21 protein-coding genes are annotated in these 21,131 nt (G+C 67.5%); 8 read left to right on the top strand and 13 right to left on the bottom strand.

Translation table 11 applies throughout. The features are described 5' to 3' along the window. Nucleotides 1-2: 2 nt before the first annotated feature. From ACSVDM_RS08945 to ACSVDM_RS08915, 7 genes are all read right to left on the bottom strand, one after another. Entirely contained in the window at nucleotides 3-1,040 is a 1,038-nt protein-coding gene (locus tag ACSVDM_RS08945) for an MlaD family protein (RefSeq protein ID WP_439263969.1), read from the bottom strand. Further along, nucleotides 1,037-2,302, bottom strand: coding sequence for an MlaD family protein (locus tag ACSVDM_RS08940; RefSeq protein WP_439263968.1), 1,266 nt, complete (start codon nucleotides 2,300-2,302; stop codon nucleotides 1,037-1,039). Before ACSVDM_RS08940 ends, ACSVDM_RS08945 begins: the two co-directional genes overlap by 4 nt. After that, the gene (locus ACSVDM_RS08935) at nucleotides 2,303-3,157 is read right to left on the bottom strand and encodes an ABC transporter permease (protein WP_181696140.1); all 855 of its coding nucleotides are present in this window, start codon (nucleotides 3,155-3,157) and stop codon (nucleotides 2,303-2,305) included. Then, nucleotides 3,157-4,032, bottom strand: coding sequence for an MlaE family ABC transporter permease (locus ACSVDM_RS08930; RefSeq protein ID WP_439263967.1), 876 nt, complete (start codon nucleotides 4,030-4,032; stop codon nucleotides 3,157-3,159). Before ACSVDM_RS08930 ends, ACSVDM_RS08935 begins: the two co-directional genes overlap by 1 nt. Before the next feature lie 2 nt (nucleotides 4,033-4,034). After that, a complete protein-coding gene (locus ACSVDM_RS08925; RefSeq protein WP_439263966.1) occupies nucleotides 4,035-4,586 on the bottom strand; it encodes a hypothetical protein in 552 nt (183 codons plus the stop codon). Between the two features lie 154 nt (nucleotides 4,587-4,740). Further along, nucleotides 4,741-5,403: a TetR family transcriptional regulator gene (locus ACSVDM_RS08920; RefSeq protein WP_439263965.1), complete on the bottom strand. Its 663-nt coding sequence runs from the start codon at nucleotides 5,401-5,403 to the stop codon at nucleotides 4,741-4,743. Between the two features lie 246 nt (nucleotides 5,404-5,649). Further along, nucleotides 5,650-6,171, bottom strand: a complete 522-nt coding sequence (locus tag ACSVDM_RS08915; RefSeq protein ID WP_439263964.1) for a hypothetical protein — start codon at nucleotides 6,169-6,171, stop codon at nucleotides 5,650-5,652. Between the two features lie 220 nt (nucleotides 6,172-6,391). Between ACSVDM_RS08915 and ACSVDM_RS08910 the strand changes: the two genes are divergently transcribed. The 4 genes from ACSVDM_RS08910 (at nucleotide 6,392) to ACSVDM_RS08895 (ending at nucleotide 9,969) form a co-directional block, all read left to right on the top strand. Continuing rightward, complete coding sequence (locus ACSVDM_RS08910) at nucleotides 6,392-6,943, top strand: hypothetical protein (protein ID WP_439263963.1); 552 nt, start codon at nucleotides 6,392-6,394, stop codon at nucleotides 6,941-6,943. 56 nt (nucleotides 6,944-6,999) lie between these two features. Continuing rightward, nucleotides 7,000-7,560, top strand: coding sequence for a copper chaperone PCu(A)C (locus ACSVDM_RS08905; RefSeq protein WP_439263962.1), 561 nt, complete (start codon nucleotides 7,000-7,002; stop codon nucleotides 7,558-7,560). Beyond that, nucleotides 7,523-8,746: a Dyp-type peroxidase gene (locus tag ACSVDM_RS08900; RefSeq protein ID WP_439263961.1), complete on the top strand. Its 1,224-nt coding sequence runs from the start codon at nucleotides 7,523-7,525 to the stop codon at nucleotides 8,744-8,746. The genes ACSVDM_RS08905 and ACSVDM_RS08900 overlap by 38 nt, the downstream gene beginning before the upstream one ends. Before the next feature lie 845 nt (nucleotides 8,747-9,591). Further along, nucleotides 9,592-9,969 carry a hypothetical protein gene (locus ACSVDM_RS08895; RefSeq protein ID WP_439263960.1) on the top strand — a complete coding sequence of 126 codons (378 nt, stop codon included), beginning with the start codon at nucleotides 9,592-9,594 and terminating at the stop codon, nucleotides 9,967-9,969. A gap of 281 nt (nucleotides 9,970-10,250) precedes the next feature. On the opposite strand, the gene ACSVDM_RS08890 is transcribed toward ACSVDM_RS08895, so the two are convergent. Next, on the bottom strand, nucleotides 10,251-10,988 hold the full coding sequence (locus ACSVDM_RS08890; RefSeq protein ID WP_439263959.1) for an AraC family transcriptional regulator: 738 nt from the start codon (nucleotides 10,986-10,988) through the stop codon (nucleotides 10,251-10,253). 57 nt (nucleotides 10,989-11,045) lie between these two features. Here ACSVDM_RS08890 and ACSVDM_RS08885 point away from each other — a divergent pair, with 57 nt between their 5' ends. Next, entirely contained in the window at nucleotides 11,046-12,203 is a 1,158-nt protein-coding gene (locus ACSVDM_RS08885) for an MFS transporter (protein WP_439263958.1), read from the top strand. Nucleotides 12,204-12,407: 204 nt separating this feature from the next. Here the strand turns inward: ACSVDM_RS08885 and ACSVDM_RS08880 are convergent, their stop codons facing one another. Beyond that, the gene (locus ACSVDM_RS08880) at nucleotides 12,408-12,737 is read right to left on the bottom strand and encodes a carboxymuconolactone decarboxylase family protein (protein ID WP_181700009.1); all 330 of its coding nucleotides are present in this window, start codon (nucleotides 12,735-12,737) and stop codon (nucleotides 12,408-12,410) included. 38 nt (nucleotides 12,738-12,775) lie between these two features. Next, on the bottom strand, nucleotides 12,776-14,230 hold the full coding sequence (locus ACSVDM_RS08875) for an MFS transporter (RefSeq protein WP_439263957.1): 1,455 nt from the start codon (nucleotides 14,228-14,230) through the stop codon (nucleotides 12,776-12,778). A gap of 85 nt (nucleotides 14,231-14,315) precedes the next feature. Here ACSVDM_RS08875 and ACSVDM_RS08870 point away from each other — a divergent pair, with 85 nt between their 5' ends. The 3 genes from ACSVDM_RS08870 to ACSVDM_RS08860 all read left to right on the top strand — a co-directional run bounded on the left by ACSVDM_RS08870 (nucleotide 14,316) and on the right by ACSVDM_RS08860 (nucleotide 16,265). Then, nucleotides 14,316-14,873, top strand: a complete 558-nt coding sequence (locus ACSVDM_RS08870) for a CGNR zinc finger domain-containing protein (RefSeq protein ID WP_439263956.1) — start codon at nucleotides 14,316-14,318, stop codon at nucleotides 14,871-14,873. 387 nt (nucleotides 14,874-15,260) lie between these two features. Then, the gene (locus ACSVDM_RS08865) at nucleotides 15,261-15,875 is read left to right on the top strand and encodes a hypothetical protein (RefSeq protein ID WP_439263955.1); all 615 of its coding nucleotides are present in this window, start codon (nucleotides 15,261-15,263) and stop codon (nucleotides 15,873-15,875) included. A gap of 3 nt (nucleotides 15,876-15,878) precedes the next feature. Then, nucleotides 15,879-16,265: a hypothetical protein gene (locus ACSVDM_RS08860; protein ID WP_439263954.1), complete on the top strand. Its 387-nt coding sequence runs from the start codon at nucleotides 15,879-15,881 to the stop codon at nucleotides 16,263-16,265. A gap of 61 nt (nucleotides 16,266-16,326) precedes the next feature. On the opposite strand, the gene ACSVDM_RS08855 is transcribed toward ACSVDM_RS08860, so the two are convergent. Genes ACSVDM_RS08855 through ACSVDM_RS08845 form a run of 3 tightly spaced genes read right to left on the bottom strand, consistent with a single transcriptional unit; the run spans nucleotide 16,327 to nucleotide 21,117 of the window. After that, complete coding sequence (locus ACSVDM_RS08855; protein ID WP_439263953.1) at nucleotides 16,327-18,516, bottom strand: ABC transporter ATP-binding protein/permease; 2,190 nt, start codon at nucleotides 18,514-18,516, stop codon at nucleotides 16,327-16,329. 23 nt (nucleotides 18,517-18,539) lie between these two features. Then, nucleotides 18,540-19,514 carry an ABC transporter permease gene (locus ACSVDM_RS08850; RefSeq protein WP_439263952.1) on the bottom strand — a complete coding sequence of 325 codons (975 nt, stop codon included), beginning with the start codon at nucleotides 19,512-19,514 and terminating at the stop codon, nucleotides 18,540-18,542. A 10-nt stretch (nucleotides 19,515-19,524) separates the two neighbouring features. Further along, nucleotides 19,525-21,117 (bottom strand): ABC transporter substrate-binding protein, encoded by a 1,593-nt coding sequence (locus ACSVDM_RS08845; protein WP_439263951.1) that lies wholly within the window; start codon nucleotides 21,115-21,117, stop codon nucleotides 19,525-19,527. Nucleotides 21,118-21,131: the final 14 nt, after the last annotated feature.

The following is a 21,131-nucleotide window of genomic DNA, read 5'->3' as shown; positions in this document are numbered from 1 at the left end:
CCTCACCTGCAGATCGGTGATTGTCGGATGGTGCCGGTCGGCGAGGCCAGCCCCACGATGGTCGGGACGAGCGTCGTGAGCCCGGGCAGGAAGGTCACACCCATGTTGCACAGGTAGGTGTTGAGGTAGGAGCCCTCCTGGCTGACCCTGGCCAGCCCCTTCAGCAGCGCGGGCAGGTTGAAACCGAGGTAGGCGAAGCCGTCCTTGTTCTCCATGAAGTGACGAGTGAATCCCGGTTCCCGAGTGAGGAATTCGTGCGCGTGGGGACGCACATTCTCGACGACGGTTGCCAGTCGTCCGGTCGTCGACGCGGCCGTGGTCAACGCGGTGAGCACCTCGTCGCGGTGCCGCGAGAGCCCGTCGATGATGGAGCGCGACCGGGTGAGCAGGGTGCTCACCGAGCCGCTGTGCCGCGACAGGTCCGCGACCACCGCGCTGAGGTTCGTGATGACGGCACCGAGCACCTGATCCGGCCCGGCAAGGGATTCGGCGAGGGTGGAGACCTGCGCGATCAGCAAGACCAGCGAAGTGTTGTCGCCCTGCAACGCGGTGACGAGCGCGGCGGTCACATTGTCGACCTGGTGCGGGTCGAGCCCGCCGAACAGCGGCTCGAAACCGTTGAGCAGCGACGAGATATCGAACGAGGGTTCGGTGTGTTCGAGCGGGATCCGCTCGCCGGGGGCCAGTTGGCGCGGGTCGCCGAAGTCGGCCGGGGTGAGCCCGAGATAGCGCTGGCCGATCACGTTCTGATAGGTGATGGCGGCTCTGGTGTTGCCGTACACCTTCTGGTCGGATTCCACCCGGAACCGCACCTCGGCGCGGTTGCCGACCAGCGAGATGCCGTCGACGCGACCCACCCGGACACCCGCCATGCGTACGTCGTCACCGACGCGCAATCCGGTGACATCGCTGAAGAGCGCGGAATACGTGGTGGTCGAGCCGTCTATCCCCCGGTGCAGTGTCACGAAGGTGACCCAGATCAGGCCGAGGGACACGGTGACGAACAGGCTCAGTCCGAGCAGGGATCGCCGGAAACTCATCGTCCACCTCCCAGCGGCAGTGGGCCGTCCGAAAGCAGTTGCGCCAGAACGAGTTCCGCGGCGTCACCCTGACCGCTCAGTACCCTGCGGATCAGCTCCTGAATCTCGGGTGACAGGTCGGGCACCGGGTAGGAAGCCGGGTCCATCGTCGGTGCCGGCTCCTGTTCGGCGATGGTGGTCGGTGCCGTGGCGCAGCTCGGTGCGGCCAGCTCGCCGTAGCGGGGGCAGTCCGCGCGGGTGTAAGGCGTGTGCGGGCTCAACCGGAACTGGAATTTCCCGGTGCCGGTGTTGGTTTCGGAGTTCCAGAACTCGGCGAACCACAGGTCGGAGATCGTTTTGATCCGTACGACGATCGGCGCGAAGGCACCCGCACCCGCACCGACCACGTCCAGCACCGGATCCAGATCTTTTGTCACAGTGACGATCTCGTCGCCGTGTTCGGCCAGACCGCGCGCCAGTGTCGAGGTGGTGGTCGCGCCCGCCGACAGCAGGTTCAGCAGCTCGGCTTGTCGCTCGACGACCGTGCGCAGCGGCAGTACCGCCGAGTGCAGCGTATCCAGCAGATCCGGTGCCGCCGCGTTCAAACCGCGGACGGCATCGGCCATGGCGGCGAGCGTGGAGGGACCGCCGTCGGGTGCGATGAGCGCGTCGAACTCCCTGGTGATCCGGTCGAGTTGCCGACCGGCGCGGACGAGGTCGTCGCCCCGGCGGTCGGTGGCCTCGGCCACCGCGGCGAGCAGGCCGACCGTCCCCGCCGACCCGACCCGCGCGGTGCTCGCGATGATCTCGCGCAGCTTGGTCAGCGCCGTCTGTAGCTGGACGGTGGCCAGGCTGCGATCCTGCGGAATCTCGGTACCGGCGCGCAGCGCGGGCCCTGGCCCGTTGTCGACCAACTGGACCGAGGACACCGCGAACACATTGCTCGGCACCACCCGCGCGGTGACCGTCCTCGGCACGCCCGACGCGTAGGCCGGGTCGAGCAGCAGCCGGACCCGATTCGCGCCGCCGTCGGCGGCGAGGGTCACCTCGCCGACCGAACCGATCAGCAGGCCACGGAATTTCACATCGGAGCGAGCGGGCAGCCCGTCGCCCAGTTCGTCGAGCAGAGCGATCACTTCCACCCGTGCGTCGAATCGCCCCGTCGACTTCATCAGCAGCGCCGTGACCACCATCGTCGTCACCACGATCAGCAGCAGGCCGCGCAACACGAGCGCGAGTCCACCCGGCCCACGTCCGTCCTTCTCCAGCATCGGCAGCGACATCTACCCTCCCAGCCGCGCACTGGATCCGATGCCCCACATACCCACGGTGAGCAGCAGGTTCACCACGATCATCACCGAGATGGCCGCCCGCATCGCCCGCCCGGCCGCCGTGCCGACACCCTGGGGGCCGCCCGCGGCATAGAAGCCGTAGTAGCACTGGATGGTCGACGTGAGGACGACGAAGACGATCGCCTTGAGCAAGGAATACGCGATATCGGGACCGTTGAGCACGAGCTGGAAGTAGTGCTGATAAGTCCCCGCCGACAACCCACCAGACAGCCCGACCACCACTTCGACCGCGAGGTAGTTGGCGGCGAGGCAGACCAGATACAGCGGCACCATGGCGACCACCGATGCGAGAATCCGGGTGCTCACCAGATACGGGATGGCCCGCACGGCCATGGATTCCATCGCCTCGATCTCCTCGGCGATGCCCATCGCGCCGAGCTGCGCGGTGAACCGGCAACCCGCCTGCGCGGCGAAGGCCAGTGAGGCCATGATGGGTGCGAGTTCCCTGGTCGAGGCCGTGGAGGCGATGAGGCCGACGGTCGGCTCCATCCCGAGCAGGTGCAGGGCGTTGTACCCTTCCAGCCCGACGATCGCGCCGCCCGCCGCACCGAGCACGATGATGACGCCCGCGGTGCCACCGCCGACGACGATAGAACCGTTCCCCCAGGTGATGTCGGACAGGATGCGCACGAACTCGGCGCGGTAGTGGCGCAGCATCACGGGAATCGCGAACACGGCCCGGCACAGGAAGGTCCCGATGTGGCCGAGCCGCATCGCCGCCGCTGCCAGCCGGACCGCGGCCAGGTAGATGGGCCGGACCCCCGGCGGAAAGTACCGTGCCGCCATCACAGCCCCTGCCGCGGCAACAAGATCATGTACAGCTGCGTGAAGGCGACGTTGACGATCATCAACAGCAGGATCGACGACACCACCGTCGAGTTGACCGAATTCGCCACCCCTGCCGGACCGCCCCGGGTCGACAGGCCCTTCTCGCAGGCGACCACGGCGACGATGGCCCCGTATACCGTCGCTTTGATCATCGTCAGCGCCATATCGCCAACTGTGGCGAAGGACGAGAAGGTGGCGACGAAACTGCCCGGTGCCCCGCCCTGGACGAACACATTGAACAGGTATCCCGCGAGAAACCCGACGAAGCACACGATTCCGGTGAGCGACACACCGATCAGCACACCGGCGGCCACGCGGGGGACGACCAACCGCCGGGTCACCGAGACACCCATGATCTCCATCGCGTCGAGCTCGTCACGGATCTTGCGCGATCCCAGGTCGGCGCAGATCGCCGAGCCGACCGCCGAGGCCATCAACAGGGCGGCGACCATCGGCGCGCCCTGCCGGATCACCGCGAGCCCGCTCGCCGCCCCGGCCAGCGAGGTGGCACCGACCTGGCCTGCCAGCAGACCGAATTGGATGGACAGCGTCACCCCGATGGGCAACGCGACGAAGATCGTGGGCAGCGCCGCCGACGACGCCATGAACGCGGCCTGCCGGACGAACTCGGTGAACGCGAAGCGGCCGGTCACGAGGTCGACGACGAGGAATCGCACGGCGCTTGTGCCGAGCAGGAATTGGCCGCCGACGGTTTCCAGCGCGGTGATCGGATGGCGGCGCAGATAGCGGCGTCCCCAGTCGCCGATCTGGGTCGCCGCCGGTTTCGTCTTCGACGCGCCGACCTCGATGTCGGCTCGGTCGGCTGAGGTCATCATCAGCTCGCGGAGACCAGCCCAGCGGTGTGACGCAACGCGCCGACGCTGAAAACCTCTGTGGCACCGATCTTTTCGCCGGGATGACCCGCCGAGGCCACCGCGCACGCCTTGAATGCTCGCGCCGCGCGGCTCACCGGGTGATGCGCGGTCCCGACACGCTGCGCGAATTCGTCGGGCAGAGCGTCACCCCAGAGTGCGACCTCGGCGGCACCGTGGTCGAGACAGTGCAGAATTCCCTCGCGCACCCGCGGGTCGGTGGCACACATCTGCGCAGGCGCGGCGAGCGCGTGCGGCCAGGTGTCGTGTTTCGGCTCGGCCAGCGACTGCTCGAAGTCCAGGACGGTGGCGCCGAGGATCCGGAGCGGGCGGACATCGGAGTGATCGATCACGAGAACGGTCACCTCCCAGCCCGCGGTGGTCTGATCGAAGAGCCAACCGCCTGCGTGCCGCACGACCTCCAGCGCGTTCGGCGCGATGATCGCCAAGCGGTAGCGGAGGGGATGCCTGCGGGCGTGGGCTCTCCAGTGCGCGGAATCGACGATTGCAGCCATGGTTCCCGTCCCGATCTTCGAAACTGACGATCGCGAAGGGGTCGATGGGCGGCGGATTGTTTCGGTGCCCGAACCCCCTGCGGAACCACACGGTAATCCGATTACTCATCGAGGCGCAGCGGTCTGCGGCAACTAACTAGTGATCTGCATCACATCACTGCGGCGGTCGATCGGGCCCGTACGGCCCGGCGAAGGAGGGGTCGACCACCGGTTCCGAGGTGGGCGGACGCGGCGCCGTATCGGCACCCGCACGTCGCGGGTCGCCGTGCAGAGTGAGCCTTCGGATCGCCCGGTCGAGGATCGGCAGAATATCGGTGACCTCGATGTCCCCGTCGACGAACCGGCCGGTCAAGGCATAGATCATGTTCGTGAGGACCAGCGCGATGTCCTCGACGTAGTCCCGGTCCATTCCCTCGAACAACGCTTCGGCGAACGGCCACACCGCACTCACACCCTGGGCGTCGAGCCGCCTGCCAGTCGTACTGCGCCGCGCGCGATGGTAGGCCTCGAGCATGCGCGGATTCCGTTCCCACGGCTCGAAGACATGGTGCAGCACCCGCATCAACCCGTCGGCCAAGGACTCGTCCGGGCGCGGCTGATCGAGTTCGGTGTAGCTGTTGATGTCCATCCATCGCGCGACGGCGGCGACGATCAACTCGTCACGGGTGGTGAACTTCTTGTAGACGGTGGCCAGCGAAACCCGGGCGCGGCGGGCCACCTCTTTCACCTGCAGCGCGTCATAGCCCTCCGACATCAGCATGTCGACCACGACATTGATGATCTCCGTCGAAGAATCCGCGTCAGATGTCCGTCTCACTCCGTTACGTTAACCTCGCCGCCCGAACGAGCGCGCGCCCCTCCCCCTGCATCCTCCAGCCTCGGAAATCGGGAACACCGGAGGAGCGCGGTGAGACTGTCGCGATGCCGCACCGGTCCGGATTCGACACTGCGGCGACGAAGTGACACGGATGGTGTGGTTGCCGAAAAAGGGGCAGTCCGGGTTGCGGCTCGTGGCGATTCGATGCCGGTAGGCACCGACATCGTCTGCCGGAACGACTTGTGATCAGTCGGGCAGATAGCGGATCGGGACAGCGCGCTCGATCCCAGCTGCCTCGAGGTCATCCAGGGTGAACACCTGATTCGCTCGTTCGCCGAGTAGACCGCCCAGGAGCAGGTCGAGCAATTCGCGATGCTTGGCTCGCGAGGCGTCCACTGCCGCACGCAGTTCGGACACGAACTCCCGGTGCGCTTCACCGATTCCGAGGTGGTCGAGCTCTTTCAGCAGCGCTCCCGCCACCAGGTAACCGTCCCACGGGGTTCCAGTGCGCTGCAACGACTCCGCCGTGTCGAGCAACAGGCCGTGCACATACTGGTTGCGGCCTCGGCCGGCACTCTGGCGTGAGGTCGGCAGATCCAGGTCGAACAACCCGCACAGCCCATCGAAGTAGGCGCGGCGTTCCGCGGCCATCCACCGCGGATTGCGTTCGTCGGTAACGACGTCGACATAGGCATCGCGTAACTCACCCACCCCGAACCGGGTCGGCGGGTTCGGTACCAGGCTCGCGTAGTCCTCATCCGGCAGCACCGTGTCATTGTCGTGGAACCGCCTCACTGCCGCGATACGAACGATCGTCAGAGACCGAACCCCGGCAACAACGATCACGGTAAGTGTCGGCACCCGTCGCGATCGGTCTCGGCCCCGCCCAGCGCCGCAGACCGCTACGCACGGTAGATGGCGACTGGCATCAGAGCTGCTCAGCTGCCCTCGTATTCAGAACAACGACACGGCGTCGTAGGATGACCTGGTGCGCTCCCCCACCGATCAGACCGCGGGTGTCCGGGGTGTGAGTGTGGGTGCGGCGTCCGGGGCGGTCGCGGTTCTCGCGCACGGACTCGGTGGTGCGAGCGGAGTGCCCGCGAGCTCTTCGCTGGTCCTGTTGTTCGCTGCTTGCGCCCTCGTCGGTGTCGTCGCGGGCACGTTCCCGCGCGGCGCCCACGCGGTGTCGACCATGGCGGTTCTGGCTGTGGGGCAATACGTCGGGCACACGGCGCTTTCCCTCGGCCCCGGCCATTCCCATCACGGCCTGACCGTGGCGATGGTGATCGCGCACCTGGTGGCGATCCCCTTGGGCGCCTTGGCGATCCGCGGTGCCGAAGTCGGGTTCGGGCGGGCGATCAGCAGCGTGTGTCGGCTTGTCATCGCGCTGGTCGGCGTCGTCGGTGTGCCCTCGCGCCCGACAGTTCCGGTGCCGGACGCCGAACGGGCGATCGTTCGACAACTTCTTCGTCGGCCCGTTATCAGCCTGCGCGGCCCGCCGCGGCACGGGTTACGCGCATCTCACCCCGCACCGGTATAGCGGTTCGAATCCACGCGCCGGTCCGGGTCCCCCAAACCTGATGATCGGAGTTCGTCATGTCCTTCTCTCCGCGTACCCGCTTGCGCTCACCTCGTGTCGTGCGAGGTTTCGGCGCTACCGTCGCCATGGCCACACTGGCCGCGCTCACCGCGGGCTGTTCCGGTGCCGAATCCGTTTCGGCGGGCACGGCGCCGAGCGCCGCCCCGGTGAGCATGACCGATCAGTGGATCAAAGCCGCCGAGTCCGGCATGTCGGCGGCCTTCGGCAACCTGCGCAACACCGGTGACGCCCCGGTGACGCTGGTGGCCGCGACCAGTCCCGCGTCGCAGCGGGTCGAGATCCACGAAGTCGTGCCCGACAGCACCGGCACCAAGACCATGCGACCCAAGCAAGGGGGCATCACCATCCCCGCAAACGGGGAGGTGACCTTGAAGCCCGGCGCCGACCACCTGATGTTCATGGACCTGGTTCAGCCATTGCGTACCGGCGCGCAAACCACGATCACCCTGACCTTCGCCGACGGGCAGACACTGGTCGTCACCGCGCAGGTCCGCGACTTCGCGGGCGGCAAGGAACACTATGCTCCCGGAGACGAAAGCCCTTCTCACGGTGGCTGATCCGCGACTCTCCCGGCGACGATTGCTCGGCGGAGGAGCTGCAGCGGCGGGCGTGGTCGGCGCGACGGCAGCGGGCTGGGGCGCAGCCGGTCTCACCGATCGCGAGCCAGCGCGCGACTGGGCGCTCGACACCGTGCCGTTCTACGGCAAGCACCAGGCCGGTATCGAGACCACCCCACAGCGGCACGTCGCTTTCGTCGGCTTCGACCTCGCCGCGGGCACCACTCGTGACGACATCATCGGCCTGCTCCGCATCTGGACCGACGACGCGGCTCGTCTGACGAGCGGTCTGCCCGCGCTGGCCGACACCGAACCGGAACTGGCCGCCCGGCCCGGCAAACTGACGATCACCGTCGGATTCGGGCCGGAGTTGTTCACGATCGCCGGGTTGCCACAGCGGCGGCCCTCGTGGCTGCGACCGCTGCCCGCCTTCCCCATCGACCGGCTCGACCCCGCCTATACCGGCGCCGATCTGCTGATACAGGTCTGCGCCGAGGAGTCGACCACCGTCGCGCACGCGGTTCGGGTGCTGTCCAAGCACGTGAAGTCGCTGGTTCGGGTGCGGTGGGTGCAGCGGGGTTTCCGGGACCCACCGTCGGGTGCGACCATGCGCAACCTCATGGGACAGGTCGACGGAACAGTCAATATCGCCGCGCCCGAATTCGAGCGTTTGGTCTGGGAAGACGGCGCGTCGGTGCCGTGGCTGGCCGGCGGCACGTCACTGGTCCTGCGGCGCATCGCGATGGACCTCGATCGCTGGGACGAACTCGACGTCGAGGCCAGGGAACTGACCGTCGGGCGACGACTGTCCAACGGTGCTCCGCTGACCGGGACCACCGAGTTCGACGAGCCGGACCTGGCCGCCCTCGACCGCCATGGAATCCCGGTGATCCCGCCGTCCTCGCATGTGGCCCGAGCCAGACACACCAGCGACGGCGAACGGTTCCTGCGCCGCGGGTTCAACTACGACGAACCACCCGAACCCGGGCACGTGTCGAACTCGGGGCTGTTGTTCGTCGCCTGCCAGCGCGACATCGACACCCAGTTCCTGCCGGTGCAACAACGGCTGGCCGAGATCGACGCGCTGAACGAATGGACCACACCGATCGGCTCCGCCGTCTTCGTGATCCCACCGGGTGTCCCAGGTCCTGGGCACTACCTGGGTCAGCAGCTGTTCGACAGCTGAGCACGTCCGGCCGGACCTGTCAGGGTCCGGCCGGACCCGGCACAGCCGCCCGGGACCCAGGGCCGCTGATGAGGCGCCGGGTCGCCCGATCATGGCGGATCGTCGAAGAAGCCGCTGGGTTCACGGGGCGGGGTCGAGGAACGACATCATCGGGGTGATGGCGCCGCCGCACACAGTTATCGTGCGAGAGACACCAGGTAGTCGCAGACCGGTGCTCAGAAGCTGCTCTCGTCCCGCTTGTCGTGGACCCAGAATCGGTACAGAAAAATTATTCGAACCCGTCAGCCACAGGGGTCAGCGTGGCGCGCGGTTCCTCATGGCGGCACAGGTCTGTTGTCGCCGTAGCGTTCGGCCGCGGCGTTTCACTCGCGTGCTGCTTGGTGCCCAATGCGGATCACATCCGGTGCCATGACGCAAAAGGCGCCGCGCTCGCCAAGCTGCGAAGACATCAAGATGGCGGGAGAAGTTCCGCAGGCGATCACGGAACAATGGGCACGGGAACAGCTTTCGAGCGAGCGAGCCGCCGCGCTCCTGCGTGAGGCCAACGGCGGTCCGCCTGCACCCCGATGAGCAGACCTCGGCACGCCGAGCTGCGGGCACTGGATCTCTCGGCCGAGGTGGCGTTGGGTCCAGACCGGTGGATCCGCCGCTGATGTGCCGACCGGTCACGGTGCGGCTCCGCGGATCCTTGTCTTGCCGACCTGCAACCGGCTACATCGACCAGAGTGCTGCGGTTTCTTCACTGAATCCCCATATTTCTGTGCTGAAGTCATCTTGTGGGATCGGCACAGATATGGGCGAGGGTACTTGCTGGATTCGGGAGTTCGACCGGTGCGGGACTCGTCTTGGTCTACGGCTTCGCGTGGCTGGTGGGCGGGGCACCCGACGCGCAGGTCGCGCCGGGTGTGAACGAGCTTCTGGTCGTCAAAGCGATCATCGTCGGAATCGGGGCTGTCGCGCTGGCGGTTGGCGCGGTTATCGCGCGTCCGGCGGTGATCGTCGGTGGATGCTGGCTGTTCGTAACGGATTTCGTCCTGCTTCTCGTCTTGTATGGCGTTACCACCGATCGCCCGCACACGCTCCCTGCCGAGGGCGGGTCGCCGTCGATTCCGTCCGAGATCGTATCGACCGCCCTGGTGGTCGGGGTTGTGTTCCCTTTCTTGACCATGTGGCTCGCAAACAGGACGCAGCCGATGACGTGGGATCCGGTGTCGAGCAGTTGATTCGGCTTCACACCCGGCGCCGGCGGCATGCCGGGTTGTGCCGGGCGTGTGGGATTCAGATGCTGGTATGCCGTTGCGGCATTGGGAGGCCGGGGAGGAAGCGGCTGCTGCGCGATCACGACCAGCGGGTCTCGGACCTCGCACACGAGGTCGGCGGACCTCGCTGATCAGGTCGGGCAATGTTGCAGGGGCACAGCACCGGACAGCCGAGCCACTGATGCCGGACTGACGGTGCGCCTCAGCGCGGCGCGGTCATGCCGGCCCCGCCTGGGCTCGGGGCGTCACTGGTGCAGGTGCGTGCCAGGGGTGTGGCCGAAGGTGGTGCGGAAGACATCGATGAACGCGCTCGCGGTCGCCCACCCGCAACGATGGGCAACTGTGGTGACCGGGGTCTTGTGGGCGAGCAGGATCAGCGCGTGGTGCAGGCGCAGCTGGGTTCGCCATTGCGGGAAGGTCAGCCCCAGGTCGTTGCGGAACAGCCGGGACAAGGTGCGGTCGCCGGCGCCGACCTCGCGACCGAGTTCGGCCAGGGTGCGGGGGTCGGCGGGGTCCGCGCGCAGGATGTCGCAGACCGCGCGCAGCACGGGGTTGGTCGGCATGGGCAGGTGCAGGGGCTGCTGCGGGCCGGCGTGCAGCTGATCGAGCAGGACCGCACGCATCCGGGCACGTTGTGGGGTGTCGGCGCTGTCGCGGGTGTAGGCGATGATCAGCTCTCGCAGCAACGGCCCGACAGTCAGCACGGTGGGAGTGTTCAGGTGCAGGGGGTTGTCGGCGACGGGCAGGCCGAGCAGGTGCAGTTCGAGTTCGCCGTAGGCGCGGTGAGCGTGAACGGTGCAGGCGGGCACCCAGATCGCATGCGTACCGGGCGCGACCCAGGTTCCGGCGCTGGTGCTGATCGAGAGCACCCCGCGGCCTGCGTAAACGATCTGGTGATCGTCGTGACGGTGGGCGTCGATCTCCTCGCCGGGGGCCAGGAGCTGGGCGCGAGTCGGCGCGACGGATTGGTGGCGGATTTCCATTATTGTCTGTCAGTTTATCGGAAGCGCGTCAAAGGCCTGCTCGCGCAGCATCGTTGGATGCGACGGAATACCTCAACCCTGCTGCTGTCGACCGGACACGCATGCGTCGACGTCTATCAGGGCGCGGTGGCCGCACTCGTGCCGTTCTTCGTCGCCGAGCGCGACTACACCTACGCCGCGGCCTCGGGGATCGTGCTCGCGGCGTCGCTGCTGTCATCGGTGGTACAGCCGTTGTTCGGGGCGTTGACCGACCGGTGGCCGATGCCGTGGCTGCTGCCGGTGGCCACCGTGGTCGGTGGTGCGGGGATCGCGATGAGCGGGTTGAACAGCTCCTACGCGCTGACATTGGTGTTCGTGGCGATCTCGGGGATCGGAGTGGCGGCCTACCATCCGGAATCCGCGCGGATCGCGCGGGCGGCCGGCGGCGGCAGCCACACCCGGATGGCCTACTTCTCCACCGGCGGCAACATCGGTTTCGCGCTGGCGCCGCTGCTGGTCGCTGCCACCGTATCGGTCGGCGGGCTGGACTGGACCCCGCTACTGGTGCTGCCCGCTCTGGCCGGTGCCGCGCTGACTCTGCCGGTGCTGCGCGCCCTGGCGCAGCGCCAGGCGGCCGGAGACAGCGGGTTCACCCCGCCGGGCCCCGACGACATGGCCTCGTTCCTGCGGCTGTCTGCAGCGGTGATCTTCCGTTCGATCGCCTTCGTCGGGCTGAGCACCTTCATCTCCCTCTATATCACCCAGCGCCTGGGCGGCAGCACCACCGCAGGCACGGTCGCGCTGTTCGTGCTCTACCTGGGCGGGGTCATCGGGTCGATGCTTGGTGGATCGCTGGCCGAGCGCTGGGACCGGGTGCTGGTCTCACGTCGGTCCTACCTGGTGGCCGGGGCCGCGCTCGCCGGTGTGGTGTGGACCCCCGGACCGGCGGTGTACGCGTTCGTCGCACTGACCTCGATCGGGCTCTACGTGCCGTTCTCCCTGCAGGTCACCCTCGGCCAGGACTACCTGCCCACCCGGGTCGGCACCGCCGGCGGCGTCACCCTCGGGCTCACCGTCAGCATCGGCGGTCTGGCCGGCCCGCTGCTCGGCTCGCTCGCCGACGCCACCACCTTGCAGATCGCACTGATCCCGTTGGTGCTCATGCCGGTGCTCAGCTGGCTGCTGTTCGGTACCCTGCACGATCCTGCCGGATTCGGCGGGCAGCGCCAGAGCTGATCCCGCCGTGACCGCCACCGCCGCTACCTCTCCCAGTAGCACTGCCACACATAGGTTTTCGTCGCGGGTGATCAATCCGGAATGACGTGTTCCTGGGGAGTTGGCTGTGACCGGTCTTCGGTGACTATCTGGAAGGTTCCGGACTTCCGGAATCATTTCGTTGCACTGGGAGTCCTTCCGCTGGTGAACGATCTGTCGGTCGGACTACTCGTCGTCGGCGATGCTCTTCATCGCCTTCCATCCGTGGGTGATGCCGCCGCCGGCGCGCAGGGCGGCGGCGACCATGACCGCTTCGGCGACATCGGCCTTGGACGCGCCCGCCTTGACGGCGCGCTTGGCGTGGTCTTCGATGCAGAACGGGCACTGTGTGGTCACGGCGACGCCGACCGCGATCAGTTCGCGGGTGGCCAGGTCCAGGTTCCCGGTGTTCTTGTCGAATACGGCTTTGTCGAATCCGAAGAAGGCCGAGACCATTTCCGGTGCGGCTTCCTTGATGTCGGCCATGAACTTCGCTTCGTCGTTGTGCGAGTGCATCGTTGATCCTTTGAGTCGGCCCCGGCAAGCGGGGGTGTTCAGTGCAGGGCGTCGGCGGACCGGCCCGTGGGCTTCGGCTCTTGTGTGTTGCCGCGCAGGAACAACACAGCGACCACAGCGGCGGCCAGCAGCATCGCGAACGCCACCAGCAGGGCGCCGCTGTAGCCGTCGGTGAGGGCGGTGGGTTCGGCCTCGGACGAATGGCTGGTGATAGTAGCGGCGACACCAGCCAGGACCGCGATACCGAGCGCGACACCGATCTGCTGGGCGGAGTTGAGCAGCGCGGAGGCGATACCGGCTTTGTCGCTGTCGACGTGGTAGACCGCCGCCTGCGTCAGTGCCATGACTCCGAGACCGAAGCCGAGTGCCGACACCAGCATGGGTGGTGCCAGATGCGTCCAGTAACCGCTGGTCGTGGTGATCGTGGAGAACCACAGTGCCGCAAGCGCACTGAGCAAAGCACCGGCACCGGCGACGAGGCGCGGGGCGACGGCCAACAGCAGTTTCGGTGCCAGGCCCGCACCGAGAATGATGCCGACCGCGAACGGCAGCCACGCCAGACCGGTCATGATCGGCGAATAGTCACGCACCCGCTGCAGGTAGAGGGTCAGCACGTACAGCGACCCCATCGGTCCCACCGCCAACAGCAGCATGGTCAGGTAAGCGCCGGTGCGGTTTCTGTCCCGGAACAGGCTCAGCGGGATCAGAGGGTTGCGGCTGCGTGCCTGGGTGAGCACGAAACCCACCAGGACAACGATGGCCACCACCACGGCGATCAATGCGACTGGATCAGTGAAGCCGTCCTCACCGAAGCGGGTGATCGCGAAGACGAGGGCGAACGTGCCCGCCGTGCCGAGCACCGCCCCGATGGTTCCGAGCTGTCCGCGGTGCGGCTGCGGCGCGAGCAGGGTTCGGGTACCCAGCAGTACGAGCAGCCCGATCGGGACGTTGACGAAGAAGACCCACCGCCACCCGAGCGTGCCGGTCAGCACACCGCCCACCAGCAGGCCGATCACGATGCCCAGACCCGACATCGCACCGTAGAGCGACAACGCGGTGTCGCGTAGCTTCCGCTCGGCGAAGGTTGTGGTGATCAGGGCGAGCACGTTCGGTGCTATGAGGGCCGCGCCCAGCCCTTGCAGCCCGCGCGCCCCGATCAGCATGCCCGCCGTCTGCCCCAGACCACCGGCGAGCGAGGCGACCACGAACACGATCAAACCGACCTGCACGGTGCGGCGCCGACCCCACAGGTCCCCGACCCGGCCGCCGAGCATCAGCAACGCACCGAACGCCAGGATGTAGGCATTGACCACCCACGACAAATGCACCGGGCTCACGTGCAATTCTCGCTGGATGCTCGGCAGCGCGACATTCACCACCGAGTCGTCGAGCACCAGCATCAACTGGGCGGTCGCGATCGTGAACAACGAAGCCACCAACGCGGGCGACGGTTTCGCGCCCTCGTCTACCTCGGCGCCGACTATCTCGGGCATGGAACAGCCTCCTCCACTATTCGGTACCCCCGTAAGGTATACACGTCAGGCTAATGTGTCAATCCAGTGTGTAGCATTAGGTGCTGTGCCCGGACGTTTCCCCTTGCTCGGCGAGCCATTGCCACTGGATCTGATCAACACCGCCCCGTCACTCGGCGATCTGCTACAGACCCCCGACGACCTGCGCGCCTGGTGCACCGCCCAGGCTCACCGGCTCCCCGAACTCGGCGCTGATATCGACGTGGCCGACGTCAGCGCTGTTCGCGCGATCCGCGCCCACATCGCGTCTGCCCTCGAACGCGCCCACCGCGGGCAACGCCCACGCCAACTCGACCTACACGCACTCGAAGACGCCCAACGTGGCGCCCCCGCAATCACCCGACTGAGGTGGGAAGACTCAGGCGTGACCGCCGCCCGTCAGCGCACGGGCACCCCCGGACAGCGTCTGGCCGCCGAACTCGCCGAGGCCACCGCCCACCTGCTGGCCGATCCCGCGGTCACCACCATCCGGCAATGCGACGCCCGCGACTGCGTGATCTGGTTCCTGCCCACCAACCCACGCCGACGCTGGTGCTCGGCCGCGCTGTGCGGCAACCGCATGCGCGTGGCCCGGCACTACCAGCGCCACAAAGCCGGGAAATAGACCCGATGCACTCGCGAGCACCAGCCGCCGACTCGCGGCATGTGGCGGTCCAGGGCACGGGCGACGCCGAGAGCGTCGCCTGTCGATGCCGCTACCGGTTTCCGGGGCGGGCAAGGTCCTCAAGCGCGACCTTCGCGCCCCGCATTGGGAGGGGGCGGGCCGCGCCGTTCACTAGCGGTCCGGCGAGCACCCGCCGCGTCCACGGCCCAGCCGTATGTACGTGCGACCTTCGACCGGCGCATCAAGGCCATAGAAGACCTGGATCTCGCAGACCCCGCGGGCACCGATACTCACCGGGGCGGGTGGAGGTGAGCACGATCGCTGCGCGGCCCTTAGCATTCGGGCATGCGCCGCGATGGATGGCTTCGAGTCATGGTGTGTTGTGCCGTGCTCGGCAGTACGAGTGGATGCCTCGGCGCGGTGGATCGCCCCGATTTCGAGAGCCAGGTGCGTTCGCGCGGCGGCGGGTTGGTGAGCGCACTGCCTCAGGAAGCGGTCGCCGCGCTCGGCCGGCGTATCGGCGCCACCGACGTCGAGGCGAATGTCATCGTCGTCTCCCCGCCGAACACCACGCAGTTCCGGCTCACCTTGGTCGACCAACCCGACCAGGTCACCAGGATGATGACCACCGACCACGACTTGTCAGCGCGGACGCCCACCGTCCACTTGCGAGTCCGTCCACCGGACCGACCCCGTCAACTCGACGACTACTCGTTCACCCTCGGTGACCTCAGCGCACCCCGCCCGGTGCGCGTGTCGGCTCTCCACGATCTCGACGGCGAGAACTTCTCCGTCAGCGAGGTGCCCGGCCTGTCGCGCCTCGAGGACATCGTCGACACCGCCCTCGTGCGCAGCGACCTTCCCGACGGCCAGCTCACTGTGCTGGTGGTGAGCCGTTTCGGCCCCGACATCCGTATGGTCGCCAACGTGCTGTCACCACGCGCGGAGACGGTCGTCGAATTCGACCGCACCGGCGCCTTCCTGCGGGTGCGGCAGGTCTAGACAATGCGCGCATTCATGATCGCCGCGGTGGGCGCCGCCTTCCTCACCCTGGCCCTGACCGTCGGCGTATGGCCCGGTGAAGCGAAACTCACCGCACCCCTGTTCTGTTCTGCCCCGACCACCGATCCCCTGGTCGTCGCGGACAAGTTCTACGACGGCGAGGGAACCTCGATCAACTACACGCTCTATTGCGTAGGCGAGCGCGGTGAACTCACCGACGAGGGCTTCGCCCTGCCGCTGCTGACCCTGTACGCCGGACACCTGGCGATACTCGCGATGATAGTGCTGTCGACCGCGTTGATCGGCCGGTCGCGCGACCGGCGCGCACCGGTCGGATCCATGCGTCCTCAGGACCGAGCGGTCGGACCAACGGGCACGAGCGACAGCTGATTCTCATGGAAATGGGCGAAGGATCATAGGGCTATGACTCTCGGCTGCCTGCTCTTCCAGCTCATTGCCACATCCTGCTCGAAAGTCCTAGCACCCGGTCGGCGAGACGGTTGATTACCGTGTCCTGATGGCTGATCACGATGAGCGCCATTCCATTTCGGCGCAGGTCTTCGAGCAGGTCGAGCACCATGTTCTGGGAATTCGGGTCGAGCGCGGTGGTGATTTCGTCGCAGATCAGGATGCGGGGTGCGGCGGCGAGGGCCCGGGCGATGGCGGCGCGCTGTTGCTGGCCGCCGGACAGCTGGTCGGGACGCCGTGTCGCCAGTTCGGAGTCAAGGCCTACCCCGTCGAGCAGACTTCGAGTCCGTGCCGAGGCGGCAACGCTGTTCATGCCGTGTAGGTGGCGCAGCGGTCGGCTGATCTGGCCGCCGATGCGATAGGACGGGTTGAGTGAGGTCGCCGGATTCTGCGGTATCAGTTGGATGGCGCGGCGGTGCGCCGGCGGGCGCCGGTCCACGCGCGGATGCAGTGCTGTGCCGTCCAGTTCGATAATGCCGCCCATCGGCGCGTGCAGGCCGGAGACGGCGCGTGCCAGCGTGGTCTTGCCCGCCCCGGATCTGCCTGTGATGGCGAGACATTCACCGGGATGCAGGGTGAACGACAACCCGTCGACGACTGGCTCGGGGTTGCGGCCGCGCCGGTGCGTCATCGACAGGTTCTCGACCCTGAGTATCGGCGAGGTCGCGGTCTCGATGCGGGACATCCGCGCAACCGATGTCGCCCTTGATGTTCGAGGGGCAGCCATCGATTCCACCCGGCCCCGGTCCAGGGTGAGCACATGGTCCACCAGCGGTTCCAGCGCCGCCGAGTCGTGGGTGATCACGAGCAGCGTGGTGGAGTTGTCGGACCGGATCCGGCGCAGTGTCCGCACCAGTCGGTCTCGGGCGTGCGCGTCGAGTCCGGTGGTCGGCTCGTCGAGAACCAGCAGTGCCGGATCACCGAGGAGCGCCATGGCCAGCAATACCCGTTGCTGCTGGCCGCCGGACAGCTCGTGCGGGAATCGGCGGCGGAATCGGCGGTCATCGGGCAGGTCGACCCGTCGCAATGCCTCCGCTACACCGTTGCCGACCCCCGATGCGTCATACCGCCTGGCGATTTCACGCAGGGCGGTGCCGATGCGTAGCGCCGGGTTGAGCCCGGTCGCCGGATCCTGCGGGACGTAGCCGACCGTGCGGCGACCAGCGGATCGGCCGATGCCGACCGAGCCGACGGCGGTCAGTTCGGGCGGTAGCGCACCGAGCACCGCCAGCGCCAACGTTGTCTTTCCGGCACCGGACGCTCCAACCACGGCCACGCCGCTGCCGGGCGGCACATGGAGCGAAATATCCTCCAGCACAAGGGCTCCGTCCGGATTCCGGACGCAGAGACCATTCACCGCGAGCCCCGGTCCCGCTTCGGAATCCCGCACCGGTTGATGCGCCGCGCTGGGCTGATCGGTGCCGAAGGCTCGGTCGGTGACCATATTGACCGAAACCACCAACACCATGATCAAAAGCGCCGGCGCGAGCACCGACCACGGTTGCAGAGCGAATCCGGGTCGATTCTCGGTGATCATCAACGCCCAGTCGGGCGCGGGCGGGCGCAGTCCCAACCCGAGGAATCCACTCACCGCAACCAGCGAAATGGTCGCCGACATCCGAACACCCGCGTCGGCGAGCACCACGGCCCGCAGGTTCGGCAGTACCTCGACCAGCCCCAGCCGCCACAGCGGTTCCCCTCGAGCTCGGGCGGATTCGACATAACCGGTCGACGCGAGTTCGAGCACACCAGTGCGGACGGTGCGGATGATCCAGGGCACCGATGCCAGTGCCGCGGTCACCATGATCGCCGCGGGCCCCGCCCCCATCGCGGTGGCGATCACCGCGAGCAGCAGAAACCACGGCACCACGGTGATGGCGTCGACCGGCCGCATGACCCAGTGGTCCCATTCGCGGCGCAGCCCGGCGAGGAGGCCGAGGCTCAGCCCCAACGCATAGGCGACGATCAGCGCAGGCCCGGCGATCGACAGCAACGGCAGACCGCCGTGCAGCACTCGCGAGGCCACATCCCGTCCGACCACATCGGTACCGAGGAGGTGCCGCGCCGACGGCGGTTGGAACGGCGGTGCCGTCACCGCGGTCGGCGAGTACGGCGCGAGGAGCGGACCCAGTGCCACCAGTAGCAGCACAGCGACGGTGACCAGGAGCCACACGGATCGAATCCTGCCGCGGTTCCTCATCTCCGATCTCCCATCGCTACCTGCCGCGCACGCGGGCTCACCAGCAGCGTGAGCAGATCGGCGAGCAGATGGATGCCGATCCCGACCGCCGCCAGCAGCACCGCGGCCGATTGGACGAACGGGAAATCACGGGATTCGATGGCCCGCAACAACTCCTGCGACAGACCCGGATAGGAGAACAGTGTCTCCACCACCGCGACACCGCCGATCAGCCCGACCACCGAGCCCGCGAGCGGATGGATCGACGCCGATACCGCATTGGGCGCGACCTGTCGCAGCATCAGGCGCGCACCCGCGATCCCGTTGAGCCGCGCCGTCTTTATGTACGGGCCGGCCATGACCTCGGCGGTTTGCGCGCGCACCATCCGTACCGGATGCGGCGCCAACCCGATCAGCAGGCACGTCACCGGCAGGACCAGGATTTCCGGGCGGTCCCACACGCTCGCGCCGGTCGGCAGCAGCGAGACAGCGGGCAGCAGGCGCAGCGACAACGACACCGTCGCCACCAGCAGGACGCCGAAGACGAACGGGGGCACCGATTCCGCCGCCAACGCACCGACGCTGATGACCCGGTCGGTCCGCGAACCCGCACGGGCACCGGCAAGGAGACCGAGCGCGAGCGACGCGGGTACGAGCAGCGTGGCGGTGATCAGCGCGAGCGCGACACTGTTGGTGGCGCGTCCGAGCAGCACATCGCCGACCGGCCGGCCGGATATCAGCGAATGCCCGAAATCGCCCTGTACGAAGGCGACCAGCCAGTCCTCGAAGCGCACCAGCGCGGGCCGATCCAGCCCGAGTTGGGCACGCAGTGCCGCCAGTTGCTCGGGGGTGGGGTCGCCACCCCCGGCACGTGACAGGATGACCGTGGCCGCATCGGAGTCCAGTGTCTCGAACAGCATGAAGACGACCAGCGCGACGGCGAACAGCACCGCGAGGCCGCCGCCGATGCGCCGCGCGACGTAGGCGATCACGAGCGGCGGGTCACTGCTCGGCGAGCCAGGTGGTCGCGTAGTTGGCCCAGTCGTCGGTGCCGGGCACGCCGTTTCGCACTCCACCCACATAGTTCTTCGCCGCGTCGGGGCGTTTGGCGAAGCTGTGCAGGATGTAGCCGCCGTCGTTCCAGAGTTCTTCCTGCAGTTGGCGATACAGCTCGCTCCGTCGCTGCGGATCCATCGCGGCGCGGGCCTGGGCGAAGGCGGCATCCCAGCCGGGTCGTCGCCAGCCGGTGCCGTTGCTTGGCGACGAACTGGTCATGGTCTGGCCGTAGAAGTAGTCGAGACTGTAGTTCCACCAGCCGACGTGGGACAGCGGCGCCTTACCGCTGACCTGGGAGAAGTAGGTGTCCGCAGGGACCGATTCCAGCTTGATCGTGATGCCCGCCGCTCTGGCGTGCTCAGCGAACAAGGTCGCGGCCTCGAGCATGCCGGGCATTCCGTCCGCCGTGGGCAGGGTCACCGTCAAGTTCTCTTTTCCGGCCTCGCGCAACAGTTCTCGCGCGCGCTGCGGATCGTAGGACCGCTGCGGCAGATCGCCGTGATAGAACGGTGCGCCCTTGCCGTAGATGTCGTTGCCCACCTCGGCGTAGCCGTAGTACACCGAATCGACCATGGCTCGGCGGTCCACCGCCAACCGCATGGCCTGCCGCACCCGCGGATCGTCGAAAGGCGCGGTGTCGACCCGCATCTGGAACGCACCCATCAACCCGGCGGGCGGCACCACAACCGTGGTGTTCGGATCACTGGACAGCGTCCGCGCCTGCAGGTACGAGATCTCGTGCGCCACATCGGCTTCCCCGGAAAGGAAGGCGTTGATACGCGCTTCGGTCTCGGCGATCTGGATGATCTCCACTTCATCGAGCGGTACCGGTCCGTCCCAGTACCGCTCGTTACGACGCAACAGGGTTCGGTCACCTGGTGACCAGCGGGCCAACGCGAACGGGCCGGTGCCCACCGGGAGCGCCGACCCGTCGATGACGCCGGTGCCCGCCTTGACGATGTAGCAGTACCAGCCCGCCAGCACCGAACCGAAGTCCGCCAGCGGGGATTTCATCGCCACCACGACACCGAGGTCACCGTCGGCACGGGTGCGCGACATATCGACCATCGAGAGATCACCGGAGGAGTTCCTCGTCGGATCGAGCATCCGCTCGAAGCTCCACAGCACATCCCGCGCGGTCAGCGGGGTTCCATCACTGAACACCACCCCCGGGCGCAGATTGATGCGCCACTGGCTGCCGTCCGCGTTCGGCTCCAGCGACCGCGCGAGCCGGTAGCGCAGGGTCAGATCATTGTTGTAGGCAACCAGCTTGTCCCAGACGTTCTTCGACACCGCGCCACCCGCCGAGCTACCGGCCTCGTGCGGGTCGAGGACATCCGCGCTCGCCGACCTTCCGGCGATCACCGAGCGCAAACGTCCGCCCGGCCGTGACGGTCCCAGCGGCGAACCCGCCTGGCCGGCTTCCGAGCCGCAGCCCGTCATGGTCGCGCCCAGCACGACAGCGCCGAACGCTCCCGCGCTGCCCAGCAGGAATTTCCGGCGGCCGAGCCCAGGCCGATCCGATGTGTAGTTGTTCATTGCCATCCTCGTGG

Origin of the sequence: Nocardia sp. JW2, from assembly GCF_051843015.1 — a bacterium.
GTDB lineage: Bacteria > Actinomycetota > Actinomycetes > Mycobacteriales > Mycobacteriaceae > Nocardia > Nocardia coubleae.
Note: the sequence above shows the minus strand (reverse complement) of the source record. Positions and strands in the feature narration are given on the sequence as shown.

Excerpts from the sequence above, each read along its gene's own strand:
- ACSVDM_RS08945 (WP_439263969.1), bottom strand. The coding sequence starts at position 1,040 with ATGAGTTTCCGGCGATCCCTGCTCGGACTGAGCCTGTTCGTCACCGTG.
- ACSVDM_RS08940 (WP_439263968.1), bottom strand. The coding sequence starts at position 2,302 with ATGTCGCTGCCGATGCTGGAGAAGGACGGACGTGGGCCGGGTGGACTC.
- ACSVDM_RS08935 (WP_181696140.1), bottom strand. The coding sequence starts at position 3,157 with ATGGCGGCACGGTACTTTCCGCCGGGGGTCCGGCCCATCTACCTGGCC.
- ACSVDM_RS08930 (WP_439263967.1), bottom strand. The coding sequence starts at position 4,032 with ATGACCTCAGCCGACCGAGCCGACATCGAGGTCGGCGCGTCGAAGACG.
- ACSVDM_RS08925 (WP_439263966.1), bottom strand. The coding sequence starts at position 4,586 with ATGGCTGCAATCGTCGATTCCGCGCACTGGAGAGCCCACGCCCGCAGG.
- ACSVDM_RS08905 (WP_439263962.1), top strand. The coding sequence starts at position 7,000 with ATGTCCTTCTCTCCGCGTACCCGCTTGCGCTCACCTCGTGTCGTGCGA.
- ACSVDM_RS08900 (WP_439263961.1), top strand. The coding sequence starts at position 7,523 with ATGCTCCCGGAGACGAAAGCCCTTCTCACGGTGGCTGATCCGCGACTC.
- ACSVDM_RS08890 (WP_439263959.1), bottom strand. The coding sequence starts at position 10,988 with ATGGAAATCCGCCACCAATCCGTCGCGCCGACTCGCGCCCAGCTCCTG.
- ACSVDM_RS08885 (WP_439263958.1), top strand. The coding sequence starts at position 11,046 with ATGCGACGGAATACCTCAACCCTGCTGCTGTCGACCGGACACGCATGC.
- ACSVDM_RS08880 (WP_181700009.1), bottom strand. The coding sequence starts at position 12,737 with ATGCACTCGCACAACGACGAAGCGAAGTTCATGGCCGACATCAAGGAA.
- ACSVDM_RS08875 (WP_439263957.1), bottom strand. The coding sequence starts at position 14,230 with ATGCCCGAGATAGTCGGCGCCGAGGTAGACGAGGGCGCGAAACCGTCG.
- ACSVDM_RS08860 (WP_439263954.1), top strand. The coding sequence starts at position 15,879 with ATGCGCGCATTCATGATCGCCGCGGTGGGCGCCGCCTTCCTCACCCTG.
- ACSVDM_RS08845 (WP_439263951.1), bottom strand. The coding sequence starts at position 21,117 with ATGAACAACTACACATCGGATCGGCCTGGGCTCGGCCGCCGGAAATTC.